The following is a 12,459-nucleotide window of genomic DNA, read 5'->3' as shown; positions in this document are numbered from 1 at the left end:
CAAAGAAAAAGATAATTATAGTAATAATTTGCGAAGAAATTGTGCTATGAATTAACTTTTAGCCTTACAAGTTCGATTTTTGTCATTGTATTTTTAATAATCTTAAAGTCGAAGTTGCCTGTTTTCACGATTTCGTTTAGCTTTGGAAAGCTTTGATATTCGTGTAGTATCAGTCCGCTAATGGTCATATACTCATCGCTTTCGGGCAATTCAAGGTTGAACATTTCGTTCACCTTTTCTATCTCTAAGCGTGCCGAAAGCAGATACTCGTTGTCGTTAAGTTGTTTGGCGATGTACTTAGCGTTGTCGTGTTCGTCTTCTATATCGCCAAATATCTCTTCCACAATGTCTTCCAACGACACAATACCGCTTGTTCCGCCAAACTCGTCTACTACAACGCTGATGCTCTTTTTCTGCTGCAAAAATATTTGCATAAGGCGTTGTGCGGTCATTGTCTCTGGAACAAAGGGCAACTCACGGATATGTGCGTTCCACTCTTGGGGGTTCTTAAACATTTCCGAAGAGTGTATATAGCCTTGTATGTGGTCTATATCTTCCTTGTAAACAATGAGTTTCGAGTTGCCACTCTCTATAAATTTCTGTTGTAAATCGTTGATGCTACAGTTTTCGTCCACTGCATTTATCTCTGTGCGAGGCACCATACAATCGCGCACCTTAGTATCGGTAAAGTCTAATGCGTTTTGAAATATCTTCACCTCTTCTTCCAACATTCCTTCGTCTTTGGCATTGTCGATGGAGCTTTGTAGCAGGTAGTCTAAGTCTACTTTGGTGAATGTTCCATCATTCTTTTCTTCGCTCATTCGCACGCCAATAATGCGCAACAGCAGACGAGAAACAAAGGTAGAGAAGCGACTGATAGGCCAAAGAATAATAAAAAACACGTATGCTAAGGGCGCAAAGAAGGTTAGCAGCGTGTTGGGACTGCTCTTAAACAGCGTTTTAGGGATAAATTCGCCCGTAAAAATTACAATTACGGTGGAACAAAGGGTGTCTAAAAGCACCTGTGTGGCAGGGTCGAAACTTGCGAAGATGGTTTTGTTGAAGATTTCAGCAAAAAGAATACCATACAAAACCAATACGATGTTGTTGCCAACGAGCATTGTCGACACAAAGCCATTAGGATTATGATAGAACACTTGCAGACAGCGTTGGGCAATGCCGTTCTTCTCTTTGTCCATTTCGGCTAAGAGACGGTTGCTCGAAACGAAAGCTATCTCCATTCCTGAGAAGAATGCAGACAACATAAGCGCAATAACTATTCCTATTATTAAGTCTATTTCCAAGTTTCTTATCTATTAGTTATCGTTCCCTTCAGGTCGTTGTGCGGAAGGGTGTCAATGGGTTGCAACTCCATTGGAGCAGCGGGTGCGCCTCCAAATTCGTGGTCTTTAAAGATGTTCCACCCCTTTGCTTGGCGTATTTCGTATTCACTCATATCCTCGTTGCTTCTGAACCAGTTTCCCTCCAACTCCTTTTCAGGGGTTTTGAGGTGTGAGTATTTGTGCGACCAAATCAAGTGGTTTTGCTCGTCCCAATAGAGTTCGCTGCTATGAAACTCTAAGCCTTGAGCCGTAACAATACGCACTCTGCCTCGCAATGCCCATCGTCTTTCTTTGTCGAAATAGGTAGCCGAGTCGCATTGGATATAACCCACAATGTGTTTTTTCAAGTCGAATTGGGTCAGTAGCACACCTTTATTGAATATCCATCGCGAAGGTTTCTTCACCTCGTTCACCTCCCATTCTTCGGCTACAAGGCGATATTTTATCACGCCCGAATCAGAAATAAGGGTGTTTACGCCGTAGGTTGTCATCACCGAAGCCGAGTCGCGGTCGTTGATGGCAGGTGCGGTGTGCCCTTTGTTTTCCTGACAAGCCACGAGTGTAGCCATCGTTAGGGCGACGGCTACTACTGTGTAAGCAAACTTTAGTATGGTATCTTTCACCTTATTTATATATATAAAGCAAAAATAGGGTTGCATGATGTTGGTTCAGAGGAGAACTTTCGGATTAGTCAACCTTAAACTTAGCAAACCATCGCTCGTTGAAGGTAAGCCCTACATTGATGCGGAACGAGTTCTCCTTTATCAGTCCTGTTGCCGAGCGGTTCACCCATTCGGCACTGATGTTCAGCATACTGCGGTTGTTGTATCGGTTTACGACAGGAATGCCCAAACCCAACGATGCCGATATTTCGCGTGGACCGTCTTGACCATTTATCTTAACGTAAGGTGTGGTGTAGCTCACACCTGCACGATAGTGCATTTTATGGAAGAGGTTGTGATTTTTGCCACTCTTACAGTAGTCGCCTCCAAGGGTGAAGCGATGACGGTCGGTAAACAATCCGTCTACCAACTGGTATTTCGACACGTTGTTGTTGATGCTAAACTCTGGGAATTGTAGCTTTTTCCACTGCTGTAACTCGTAGTCGAAACCCACTTTCAGTTGGTTGTTGTGGCTGTACATCACACCCACACCAAAGCTATGGGGCAGTTCTAAAGCCTTATCAATAGCAAACTTTGTGGTGTCTTTCACGTTGGTTTGCGAGTTGGTCGACATAACGTCTACGTTTGCCGTTCCGTTGAGTTTGTGTCCGAGCGCATAAGTAAGACCCAAGGTCAGCTCATCTTTCTTGCTCAAGCGTTGTGTGTACTGCAAACCGAAGTCAGCCTTGTAACTTTTCACATCGCTGGTGTATTTTTTAGCTATCGTGTTTACATACACATCGCTGTAAGTGTTGGTCACGCTGCGTTCCAACGTTCCCCACATATAGGCAATATTGGCACCCAACGAGAGCCCTTTTACAGGTTCCCACGCTGCACCAAGATACACTTGACGCAATCCACCTTCGCCATTAAAGGTGTTAGAATATGTGGTTTCCTTGGTGTGAGGGTTAGGAAAAGCGTTGATATTGGCTGTGTTGCTATACTTATAGCCGATGTTAGAGATTGGCATTACACCAAAACTTACGCCTACGTGTCGCCACGCACGGAAAGCTCCAACAATATATTCTATGCTACCATTCTTAGCGTTCACCTTCTTGCCATTCTCTTCAAACTGGGTAAGTTGTAGGCTCACTCCAGCATCGAAGATAAACGATAGCGAGTCTAACGCCGAATAGGAAGCAGGATTTTGATGGTTTATTTGGTTGCGTTCGTGAAATCCGTACGCCAAGCCATTCATACCTTTATTAAATCCTGTAGCTTCAGAAGCCAATGTTCCCAAGCCAAATTGGCTGTATGGCGAGTTTGTTCCGCTTTGTGCCATTGCGCCGATAGATATGGCAAGCATAAGCGCAGCTGTAAGTATTTTCTTCATTCGTTTGTTATTTATGCATATAAACAGCGCAAAGTTAGCGAAAAAAAATGATATTGCCGTAAAAGTGTGAGCGATTTTACATTTAATAAGGAGTTAGGAGGAGTTATTTTTTTAGGAGTTAAGAGGAGTTAAAGCCATCGCCTTGACCAACTATAGTTTTGTCAGACAAGTCGGACGGGTCGGACTGGTCGGACTGGTCGGACTGGTCAGACTGGTCAGACTAAACTATTAATTCACTAAACCTCAGCAGATATGTAGATGTGTATAATGAGTAGCCCCAACAGGGGGGGCGCTCGGTGTCGCCTATTCTCTAAAGCTATCCCACACCCTATCCATAGGCAGGGGCGAGGTTATGTCTATCTTTTCTTTAGATACAGGGTGAATAAAGGCTACACGATGGCTAACGAGCGATATGCTGCCATCGGGATTAGAACGACGTGCGCCATATTTCAAGTCGCCTTTGATAGGACAACCAATGTTTGCCAATTGGCAACGTATCTGATGATGACGCCCCGTAAGCAGTTCTATTTCTAATAAGGTGTAGCGGTCTGTTGCGCCAATGGTGCGATAACGCAGCATCGACTTTTTAGCGTTCGCCACCTCGTGGTCGTAGGCATACGACTTATTTTGTCGTTCGTTGCGCACAATCCAATCGGTAAGCAAGGCTTCGGGCTCGTGTGGTGGGTTTTGCACCATTGCCCAATAAGTTTTATGCACCTCTCCCTTTCGAAACATATCGTTCAGTCGGGAGAGGGCTTTAGAGGTTTTTGCAAATACTACGAGTCCAGCCACAGGACGATCCAAGCGATGTGCCACACCGAGGAACACATTCCCAGGTTTAGCATATTTTTCCTTTATCCACGCTTTCACATCATCGGAAAGCGGACGGTCGCCCGACTTGTCACCCTGCACTATCTCACCGCTCTCTTTGTAAACGATGATGATATGGTTGTCTTCGTAGATTACCTGCATTGTTGCTATTACATATTCATACCGCCATCAACCTGAATTACCTGACCAGACACATAGCTTGAGAGGTCGGAAGCGAGGAAGAGGGCTGTGTTAGCAATGTCTTCTGTTGTACCGCCACGGCGCAATGGAATTTTAGAAGTCCATTCCTTGCGAATGTCTTCAGAAAGTTGTTGTGTCATTGCGGTATCGATAAAACCAGGAGCAATAGCGTTAGCACGGATACCCTTAGGACCCATTTCCTGTGCCACACTCTTAGCCAAAGCTATCATACCTGCCTTAGATGCAGCATAGTTGGCTTGACCAGCGTTGCCGTGTACACCCACAACACTTGCCATATTGATAATGCTGCCGCCACGCTGACGCATCATAACAGGCACACAGGCGTGAATAAAGTTGAACGCACTCTTGAGGTTGACACCAATCACTGCATCCCACTGTGCCTCAGTCATACGAAGCATCAGTCCGTCCTTTGTTATACCAGCGTTGTTGATAAGAATATCTATTGCGCCAAACTCTTCTTTCACCTGCTTTACAACCTCTTCCGACTGTGCAAAGTCGGCAGCGTTGCTTGCATAACCCTTACATTTTACGCCGTATGCTTCTATTTCTTTTTCTGTAGCCTGTCCGTTTTCGTCGATTACGAGGTCGGTAAATGCGATGTTAGCACCTTCTTGTGCAAACTTCACTGCGATAGCTTTTCCGATACCACGTGCAGCACCTGTGATGAGTGCTGTCTTTCCTGATAATAATCCCATTTTCTTCTTTTGTTTTATGTATATATATTATTGATATTTCGTTATGGCTCTTCTTTGGTTTCGGCATACGGCTTGTGCAGTTTGTTGCCCAAAGCTCCGTACACCACCTTTGCCACCAATGGTCGGCTGGTTTCTTCGGTTAGTCCGTGTCCCAATCGTCCATAGATGAACGGCACTTCCAATCCTTTGATGCAATAGTGGGTGATGTCTGCCACGAGTTCCACGCTGTCGATGTCAAAATCACCATTGTCCTTAGCCTCGCGGTACACATTGCGGAAGAGTTCTATTTCGTCTTCGTCAAAGTTTTTGCGAACTCGCTCCACCATCCAGATGTTTCTAAAAAATTCGGCTCTGAGGTTTCCGTTTCTCATCACCGTTTCTTTTATCATACTAAGGTGGGTGTAAATGAGCTCGATGATTTTCTCGTGGGGTGGAATTTTCTTCATTGCCACCTCGTCCAATTTGTCGGACAATCGCTCCAACTCGCACTCTATCACCGCATAATACACATCGTCTTTGCTTTTAAAATAGGTGTAGAGCGTGCGTCTGCCCTTGCCCGATGCCTCGGCTATATCGTTCATTGTGGTATTGGCAATGCCTTTTTTAGCAAAGAGTTGCCTTGCCACATCTATTAGCTTTTGTCTTGTTTTTGAAATGGACATTTAAATCTCCTTTGTCGTTATTTGATTAAATTGCACATCATAAATGCTATGTGCAAAAGTAGATAAAAATTGGTAAACCGCCAAATAATTCTTATATTTTAGACAGATTATCTTCTCTTTTCCCTTCTGTTCGTTTAGGGGATTTTAGTGGTGGAAAATTGGGCAAGAGGAAGAATAGGACAATAGGTGTTATAGGCAAACGTTGGCTTTTCATCATCATAACTTACTGACTCACAATGATTTGTAAAAGCGTTCCAAAACATATATGTTTTACCCCCTAAAACATATATGTTTGACACTGCCAAAGTTGATGTTTTGCAACCTAAAATATATATGTTTGGCACGGCAAAGTGTAGACCTTTCAGGCAAGTCGGACAAATCGAACAAGTTTGATGAATTCGATTTATTCGATAAAATTGAATAAGCTTTTAAATAACAATTTTTCACTAAAACATATTTGCCACTTACAAACTTTCTTCTTATCTTTGCGATTGCAACTAAACAGGCAGAAAAAGCTTGAACTAAATTATTATAACATTAACACTTAAAAGAAGAAAATATGGAATTACCTTTTGCAGAATCGTGGAAGATTAAGATGGTAGAACCCATTCGTAAAAGCACACGTGAAGAACGTGAACAATGGCTGAAAGAGGCTCACTATAATGTATTTCAACTAAAGTCGGAGCAGGTATATATCGACCTTCTCACCGACTCGGGCACAGGCGCAATGTCTGACCGCCAATGGTCGGCAATGATGTTGGGCGACGAAAGTTATGCAGGTGCATCATCGTTCTATAAGTTTGAAAGTGTAGTGAAGCGCATCTTTGGCATGAAGTATGTTATCCCTACACACCAAGGACGTGCAGCCGAGAATGTGCTGTTCTCATTGTTAGTGAAGGAAGGAATGGTAATTCCTGGTAACGCTCACTTTGATACCACTAAGGGGCACATCGAAAGTCGTAAGGCAAAAGCTATTGACGTAACAACAGACGATGCAAAGAATACCCAATTGGAAGTGCCATTCAAAGGCAATGTGTGCTTGAAGAAGTTGGAGAAAGTGTTGGAAGAAAACAAGGGCAACGTGCCTTTCATGGTGCTTACCGTTACCAACAACACGGTTGGCGGTCAGCCTGTTAGTATGAAAAACATCAAGGAGACCACTGCACTTTGCCATAAGTATGGTGTGCCTGTGGTGATGGACTCTGCTCGCTTTGCCGAAAATGCTTACTTCATTAAGACACGTGAGGAAGGTTATGCGGACAAGACTATCAAGGAGATAGCACTCGAAATGTATGCCGAGGCTGATGCAATGACGATGTCGGCAAAGAAAGACGGTATCGTAAATATGGGTGGCTTCATCGCTACCAACAACAAGGAGTGGTTTGAAGGAGCTAAGCTCTTCTGTATTCCTTTCGAAGGCTATATCACATACGGTGGTATGAATGGTCGCGACCTTAACGCATTGGCAGTGGGATTGGACGAGAACACAGAGTTTGATATGTTGCAAACACGTATCCACCAAGTGGAATATTTGGCAAAGAAACTTGACGAGTATGGCATTCCTTACCAGCGTCCTGCAGGTGGTCACGCTATCTTTGTAGATGCAAGTAAGGTAGTGGATTGTATTCCAAAAGAGGAGTTCCCTGCACAAACTCTTACGTGCGAAATCTATCTTGAAGCAGGTATTCGTGCGTGCGAAATAGGTTATATGCTTGCCGACCGTGACCCTGTAACACGTGAAAATCGTTTCGGTGGTCTCGACCTCGTTCGCCTTTGTATTCCTCGTCGTGTATATACCGATAACCACATGGACGTGATTGCGGCTGCATTGAAGAATGTGCTCGACCGCCGTACCACTATCACACGTGGTCTTGAAATAGAATGGGAAGCTCCGCTGATGCGCCACTTCACCGTAAAACTTAAGAGATTAGGATAATATTTTCCGTCGTTTATATACATTTTACCCCACACAGCGTCTTTGGATTGCAGTGTGGGGTTTTTAAATGCTATGTTGGGACAGTTTTGGGCTATTGGTCAGACGAGTCGGACGGGTCGGACGAGTCGGACGGGTCAGACGGGTCCGACGGGTCCGACTTGTCCGACAAAACCACAGCGTGCCAAGGGTGCCCAACGGAGGGGGTGGGGGGGGGGCGGGGGAGGCCGTAGAACCTTACTTTTCAAACTCTACCCTCACATTGCGATAGCCCATAGCTTGGAACATTTTGGTGAATTGTTCCTTGGCGGTTTGCTGGGCTGTGGCGATGTTTTGGGGCGTAACGCAGCGCACCATCATCTTGCGATAAGCACGATTGTATAGGGCTTCGCGGTCTTGGGCTGTCCATTCGCCCACCTCATAGAACGATGTGGTGCGTGCCTCGTCTATAAAGTTGCGGTCTAAGAGTTGTATTTTGGGCAACGTTGCCACCACGATGGTGTCGTTTTCTACTCGCAGCCATTTGGGTTTAGCCTGATGCAAGTCGATACCAATGCGCAGTGTGCCGTAGTAGATGCGTGTGAGATGACCATCTTTGAGAAAACTATTCCTCATCGTATCTACCATTTCTTCGTCGCTGATGGAAAGAAATTCCCACTGCCCTATCTCCTGAATACTTTGTATCTGTTGGGGCGTAATGTCTATCGCCTTGTTGGTTTCTATGGTTAGGGTGTTCTCCTTATTCATATAGCGCAATGCCATTACCCCGCCAATGACGAGGACGAAAACAATGCCGATGATGGTGAGCGTAGTGCGACTCAACAGTTTGACAATGCTCACTAAGGGGTTTTCGCTTTTGGGTGTGGGCGTATTGTTGTTATTTGTTTCCATTTTTCACCTCCAAATATCTTAGTATGTTGTTTTGCGATGCGGTTTCATTAAATGTTATAGTGATGTTTTCCTCCTTATATCCAAGGCTTTGGAGCATCGGGACGAGCTGTCGGGCAGCACTTCGTTGGGCATCTTCTATGATAGGCATTTGACTCAAGGAGGCTATAATTTGCTTGCGCCCTTGGCGTTCATAACTTGTTAGTTCCTCATCGGTAAAACGACTTCGGGTAAGGTCTACAAACTGTTTCACCTCCTTGTGGTTTATCTTCGTTTGGGTGAGCACTATCCGCGGATTGGGCAGAGTAATGGTAATGCGTTCACCATCGATGTGCACGTTGTGAGCGGTAAAATGGGTGAAGTCGACGTATGCCTTTACAGTGGCGTCCATCGGTATAGCTACACGGCGGTCGGTGGCAGGCAGATTGATGCTGAAATCCTTCTTCAGAAAGGCAGCCTTAATCGATACTTTGTCGGTGTGGGTTACGATTTTATGAATACGATATTCGGCTGTGTATAGGCGTGAGGCTTGCTGTATGCGCATTACCACCATTGGCAGTGTATCTATGGTTTGGGCTTGTGTGGGTGTGGGGCTCTTCTTGGTGCACGCTGTAGATAGGGCGAGCAGAAGAAGGGCGAAGAAGAGTAGTTGTTTCATACCTTTTTCTGTTTGTCTTTTCTACAAATTTACGCAAATTCTACGTCCTTTGCTCCACTTGTTGGTTGTTTTTTACAGTCTTTTAACGCTCAAAGGCAGCGTATCAGTGGTTTGGGCAGTCGTTGTTGGGGTTGTTCGGAAGAAAATATTCCAAACAATGTTTTGGATTTCTGCCCACTTCCAATTATCTTTGCAAACAGATTATGGAAATAGTATTATCCTTGGGCGCAAATATCAATCAACAAAGAAACATTAGTGAGGCAAAAAACAGACTGAAACTATTGTTTCCACACATTGCGTTCACTAACGAACAATGGACAGAACCTGTGGGGGTGGTGTCGGACAAGTATCTCAATTGCTTGGCGACAATGAATGAAGCTATATCCTTGGAACAACTCACACGCCAACTCAAAAGCATTGAACACGAGATGGGAGACTCGCACCAAAACCACCAACAAGGGCGAGTAATCATTGATATAGATATAATAAGGTATGGCAAACAACAAATTAAACGCATCGTGTGGATGCCATAAACTAAGAAAAGGGCTCATAGCGTTGGCGATGCTCCTTAGTACAGCGTTGCCAATAAGGGCACAACAGCAAGACCCCGACCCTGTGTTATTAGACAAGGCGATAGAATATTTCACGTCGGCAAAGTATCACGAAGCATTGCTTATCTTCCAACGCTTGGACAAGCAATACAAACTGAACGAAAGATTTAGGGCATACATCGGATTGTGCTACTATCACGAGTGGGAATACAAAAAGGCAGCGCAATACTTAGACGAAGCCTTACCTGCACTTGCTGTATTGGCACCTCACGAACGCTCGGTATATCACTTTGCGGCAGCCGAGAGCCACTTTCTTATGCAACAATACAAAGAGGCAACGCCACACTACGAATTTGCACTCGCACTGTGTTACGACCGTGAAAAAGCAGAAATAAACTATCGGCTCGGACTGTGTTATATGTTTGCAGAAAAATGGGAAATGGCACGCAACTATTTTGCAGCAGCTCAACTCTTCTATCAAAAATATAGAAACGTAGACAATGTAGAGGCACGATGGGCACAGGCAACAAAGATGCGCGCAGGATGTCAAGCCAAAATAGACGAGAAACTAAGGGCTGACAGCATAGCTCTTGCCAAAGCACGCGAGGATAGCATACGGCAACACACCATAGAGATACCCTTAGACTCGATTATCCTTGAGCAGTTTCCACCCATAGAAACCCAGCAACCGCAAAAGGAAAACAACCAACAAACACAATCAAACACAGCACACAACAAAAATATAAGATGGGAAGAACAAAGTTTTCGGACAAAGAAATAAAAGAAATAGCAAAGCTCTTGCGCCTTAAAAACGCAGGCAACAGAGCCAAACAAAAACTTGTAAGACACGACTTAAGAGTAGGTTATGAATTTAACATCTCCGACTTTAACGAGCCAGGGAAAGCCTTTGGCGAAGCCGAATTGGCAGATGCCATCAACAGAGGTGCAATACAGATACTTGACGAGGCTACCATAGAAAACTTAAAAGCCAAACGAGCAAGAGACAAAGCACGCGACCAAGCTGACCAACAGCAAGAAACGGTAGCCACAGACCAAACTACAGATTGGAAAGAGGCAATGAAGGAGTGGGAAGAATGGGAAAACAATTCGCAACAACACCAAGACGCAACGCCAAATAGTGATTGATACATAAATATACGACTGTTATAACGGTTTACTATATTTTTCCAACGATAACGAGCAAATTTCAAACAAAAACTTTGCACGTTTAGAAAATGGTTATCCTCAAATCCGCAATTAAGCCCTTAAACCAAATCGGTCGTCAGACCAGTCAGACCAGTCGGACCAGTCGGACCAGTCAGACAAGTCCGACAAGTCTGACTGGTCTGACTGGTCTGACGACCAATTTGGGTTTAAGGTAAAGAAACATTAAAAGCGACTTATGCTTAGTTAAACAAAGTTATACAAATAAATATTTTCTATCGGAAATTTCATTACCCAAATACTTATCTATACATTTGCATAGTTTCCACAAGAAACCATTTTAAACCAAATGAAACAAAAGGGTAACAAACATAAAATAGAAACGAAAATGAAGAAAATAGCATTATTCGCATTGGCGTTCTTCTCCCTCGTAATGGGCGGTTGCGCTAAGAGCAAACCAACACAGGTAAACAAACAGAACACAGAAACAAATCAAAAAAAGGAGACAAAAGAAATGAAAGTTACAGAAATGAACACAGCAATGTTTAAAAATAAGGTGATGGACTACGAAGCAAACCCACAGAAATGGGACTTCAAAGGCGAACGACCAGCCATTATCGACTTTTACGCCACATGGTGTGGACCTTGCAAAGCCATAGCACCGATAATGGAAGAATTGGCAAACGAATATGATGGCAAGGTAGATATTTATAAGGTAGACGTAGATAAGAACGAAGAATTGGCAGCCCTCTTTGGCATACGCTCTATCCCTACCCTACTTTTCATCCCTAAAACAGGCGACCCAACCATCTCTGTAGGCGGTAAAGGAAAAGCCGACTTGGAAAAAATAATCAAAGATGTACTTCTAAAATAGGATAAATGGACAACCATTGCATCAATAAAATAAGAAACATATACAGAGCCATTGCCACATTTGAACTACAGATGGAACAAACGTTCAATCTAAATATCAATGAGGTAATGGCAATGTGCATACTCTCACAGAAGGCAAATATGCTTTCTGGAGAGCTTGCTGATGAAATGAATCTCACACGTTCGAATACCTCAAAGGTGATAGCATCGTTGGAGAAAAAAGGATTTATAGAACGCAAAACTTGCAAACACGACAGCCGCTGTCAACGCTTTGCACTCACCCAATTAGGCGAAAAACAACTCAGTGAAGTGAATTGTAACAGCTTTGAAGTGCCACAAAACTTACAGATATTGCTGAAAACGTAAAGAAAAAAAGTAATAATGCCCACCAAATCTAATCGAGTGGGATGCTTTTGAGCAGTTTTTTGGCCCTCTTTACAGCAAGGGCAATGGCCGTATGGCCAACCCATCCGTCTGATGATGGTTCTCCTCATCTTGAAACACCTTTGTAATGTTTCAGATGAGAGCGTCTTGGAGCAATTCTTGGAGAATGCCTACTTTTTTAGAACTGCTGTCCACGTAAGGACATACAAGAGCCCATTCAACTCCGAAAAGGTCACGAGAAAGTTTCTGTGCCTTGTCGAAAAGATGAATGGGCTGATGAG

At 43.9% G+C, this 12,459-nt stretch carries 15 protein-coding genes and 1 pseudogene; 8 read left to right on the top strand and 8 right to left on the bottom strand.

The window, feature by feature from the left end; genetic code table 11:
• Positions 1-44: 44 nt before the first annotated feature.
• The 6 genes from CZ367_RS08985 to CZ367_RS08960 all read right to left on the bottom strand — a co-directional run bounded on the left by CZ367_RS08985 (position 45) and on the right by CZ367_RS08960 (position 5,727).
• The gene (locus CZ367_RS08985) at positions 45-1,304 is read right to left on the bottom strand and encodes a hemolysin family protein (protein WP_077196585.1); all 1,260 of its coding nucleotides are present in this window, start codon (positions 1,302-1,304) and stop codon (positions 45-47) included.
• A 5-nt stretch (positions 1,305-1,309) separates the two neighbouring features.
• The gene (lptC, locus tag CZ367_RS08980) at positions 1,310-1,966 is read right to left on the bottom strand and encodes an LPS export ABC transporter periplasmic protein LptC (protein ID WP_394334141.1); all 657 of its coding nucleotides are present in this window, start codon (positions 1,964-1,966) and stop codon (positions 1,310-1,312) included.
• Between the two features lie 64 nt (positions 1,967-2,030).
• Positions 2,031-3,338, bottom strand: coding sequence for a BamG family beta-barrel-assembly machinery protein (locus tag CZ367_RS08975; protein WP_077196583.1), 1,308 nt, complete (start codon positions 3,336-3,338; stop codon positions 2,031-2,033).
• Between the two features lie 303 nt (positions 3,339-3,641).
• Positions 3,642-4,310 (bottom strand): RluA family pseudouridine synthase, encoded by a 669-nt coding sequence (locus CZ367_RS08970; protein WP_077196582.1) that lies wholly within the window; start codon positions 4,308-4,310, stop codon positions 3,642-3,644.
• A gap of 8 nt (positions 4,311-4,318) precedes the next feature.
• Positions 4,319-5,065 (bottom strand): 3-oxoacyl-[acyl-carrier-protein] reductase, encoded by a 747-nt coding sequence (gene fabG, locus CZ367_RS08965; RefSeq protein ID WP_077196581.1) that lies wholly within the window; start codon positions 5,063-5,065, stop codon positions 4,319-4,321.
• 41 nt (positions 5,066-5,106) lie between these two features.
• Complete coding sequence (locus CZ367_RS08960; protein WP_077196580.1) at positions 5,107-5,727, bottom strand: TetR/AcrR family transcriptional regulator; 621 nt, start codon at positions 5,725-5,727, stop codon at positions 5,107-5,109.
• Between the two features lie 559 nt (positions 5,728-6,286).
• On the opposite strand from CZ367_RS08960, the gene CZ367_RS08955 reads away from it, so the two are divergent.
• Together CZ367_RS08955 and CZ367_RS15525 are read left to right on the top strand one after the other, a co-directional pair.
• Positions 6,287-7,663: a tryptophanase TnaA gene (locus tag CZ367_RS08955; protein ID WP_077196579.1), complete on the top strand. Its 1,377-nt coding sequence runs from the start codon at positions 6,287-6,289 to the stop codon at positions 7,661-7,663.
• 86 nt (positions 7,664-7,749) lie between these two features.
• Positions 7,750-7,893: a hypothetical protein gene (locus tag CZ367_RS15525; RefSeq protein WP_154669323.1), complete on the top strand. Its 144-nt coding sequence runs from the start codon at positions 7,750-7,752 to the stop codon at positions 7,891-7,893.
• A gap of 4 nt (positions 7,894-7,897) precedes the next feature.
• Here the strand turns inward: CZ367_RS15525 and CZ367_RS08950 are convergent, their stop codons facing one another.
• Both CZ367_RS08950 and CZ367_RS08945 read right to left on the bottom strand, forming a co-directional pair.
• On the bottom strand, positions 7,898-8,551 hold the full coding sequence (locus CZ367_RS08950) for a DUF4230 domain-containing protein (protein ID WP_077196578.1): 654 nt from the start codon (positions 8,549-8,551) through the stop codon (positions 7,898-7,900).
• Complete coding sequence (locus CZ367_RS08945) at positions 8,538-9,206, bottom strand: DUF4230 domain-containing protein (RefSeq protein WP_077196577.1); 669 nt, start codon at positions 9,204-9,206, stop codon at positions 8,538-8,540. Before CZ367_RS08945 ends, CZ367_RS08950 begins: the two co-directional genes overlap by 14 nt.
• A 203-nt stretch (positions 9,207-9,409) precedes the next feature.
• Between CZ367_RS08945 and CZ367_RS08940 the strand changes: the two genes are divergently transcribed.
• From CZ367_RS08940 to CZ367_RS16280, 6 genes and pseudogenes are all read left to right on the top strand, one after another.
• Complete coding sequence (locus tag CZ367_RS08940; RefSeq protein ID WP_077196576.1) at positions 9,410-9,739, top strand: 2-amino-4-hydroxy-6-hydroxymethyldihydropteridine diphosphokinase; 330 nt, start codon at positions 9,410-9,412, stop codon at positions 9,737-9,739.
• A complete protein-coding gene (locus CZ367_RS08935) occupies positions 9,699-10,538 on the top strand; it encodes a tetratricopeptide repeat protein (RefSeq protein ID WP_144005972.1) in 840 nt (279 codons plus the stop codon). The genes CZ367_RS08940 and CZ367_RS08935 overlap by 41 nt, the downstream gene beginning before the upstream one ends.
• Positions 10,505-10,903 carry a hypothetical protein gene (locus CZ367_RS08930; RefSeq protein ID WP_077196574.1) on the top strand — a complete coding sequence of 133 codons (399 nt, stop codon included), beginning with the start codon at positions 10,505-10,507 and terminating at the stop codon, positions 10,901-10,903. Before CZ367_RS08935 ends, CZ367_RS08930 begins: the two co-directional genes overlap by 34 nt.
• A 406-nt stretch (positions 10,904-11,309) precedes the next feature.
• Entirely contained in the window at positions 11,310-11,795 is a 486-nt protein-coding gene (gene trxA, locus CZ367_RS08925) for a thioredoxin (protein ID WP_077197413.1), read from the top strand.
• A gap of 5 nt (positions 11,796-11,800) precedes the next feature.
• A complete protein-coding gene (locus tag CZ367_RS08920; protein WP_077196573.1) occupies positions 11,801-12,160 on the top strand; it encodes a MarR family transcriptional regulator in 360 nt (119 codons plus the stop codon).
• A 25-nt stretch (positions 12,161-12,185) separates the two neighbouring features.
• A pseudogene (locus tag CZ367_RS16280) lies at positions 12,186-12,352 on the top strand (IS5/IS1182 family transposase); the annotation flags it as partial.
• Positions 12,353-12,459 lie beyond the last annotated feature (107 nt).

Source organism: Prevotella ihumii, from assembly GCF_900155655.1.
In the GTDB taxonomy this organism is placed as follows: domain Bacteria; phylum Bacteroidota; class Bacteroidia; order Bacteroidales; family Bacteroidaceae; genus Prevotella; species Prevotella ihumii.
Note: the sequence above shows the minus strand (reverse complement) of the source record. Positions and strands in the feature narration are given on the sequence as shown.

Bases quoted from the DNA above. Each gene is read 5' to 3' on its own strand.
- CZ367_RS08940 (WP_077196576.1), top strand. From the start codon at position 9,410: ATGGAAATAGTATTATCCTTGGGCGCAAATATCAATCAACAAAGAAAC.
- CZ367_RS08955 (WP_077196579.1), top strand. From the start codon at position 6,287: ATGGAATTACCTTTTGCAGAATCGTGGAAGATTAAGATGGTAGAACCC.
- CZ367_RS08935 (WP_144005972.1), top strand. From the start codon at position 9,699: ATGGCAAACAACAAATTAAACGCATCGTGTGGATGCCATAAACTAAGA.
- trxA (WP_077197413.1), top strand. From the start codon at position 11,310: ATGAAGAAAATAGCATTATTCGCATTGGCGTTCTTCTCCCTCGTAATG.
- CZ367_RS08950 (WP_077196578.1), bottom strand. From the start codon at position 8,551: ATGGAAACAAATAACAACAATACGCCCACACCCAAAAGCGAAAACCCC.
- CZ367_RS08960 (WP_077196580.1), bottom strand. From the start codon at position 5,727: ATGTCCATTTCAAAAACAAGACAAAAGCTAATAGATGTGGCAAGGCAA.
- CZ367_RS08920 (WP_077196573.1), top strand. From the start codon at position 11,801: ATGGACAACCATTGCATCAATAAAATAAGAAACATATACAGAGCCATT.
- CZ367_RS08970 (WP_077196582.1), bottom strand. From the start codon at position 4,310: ATGCAGGTAATCTACGAAGACAACCATATCATCATCGTTTACAAAGAG.
- CZ367_RS08945 (WP_077196577.1), bottom strand. From the start codon at position 9,206: ATGAAACAACTACTCTTCTTCGCCCTTCTTCTGCTCGCCCTATCTACA.
- CZ367_RS08975 (WP_077196583.1), bottom strand. From the start codon at position 3,338: ATGAAGAAAATACTTACAGCTGCGCTTATGCTTGCCATATCTATCGGC.
- CZ367_RS08930 (WP_077196574.1), top strand. From the start codon at position 10,505: ATGGGAAGAACAAAGTTTTCGGACAAAGAAATAAAAGAAATAGCAAAG.
- fabG (WP_077196581.1), bottom strand. From the start codon at position 5,065: ATGGGATTATTATCAGGAAAGACAGCACTCATCACAGGTGCTGCACGT.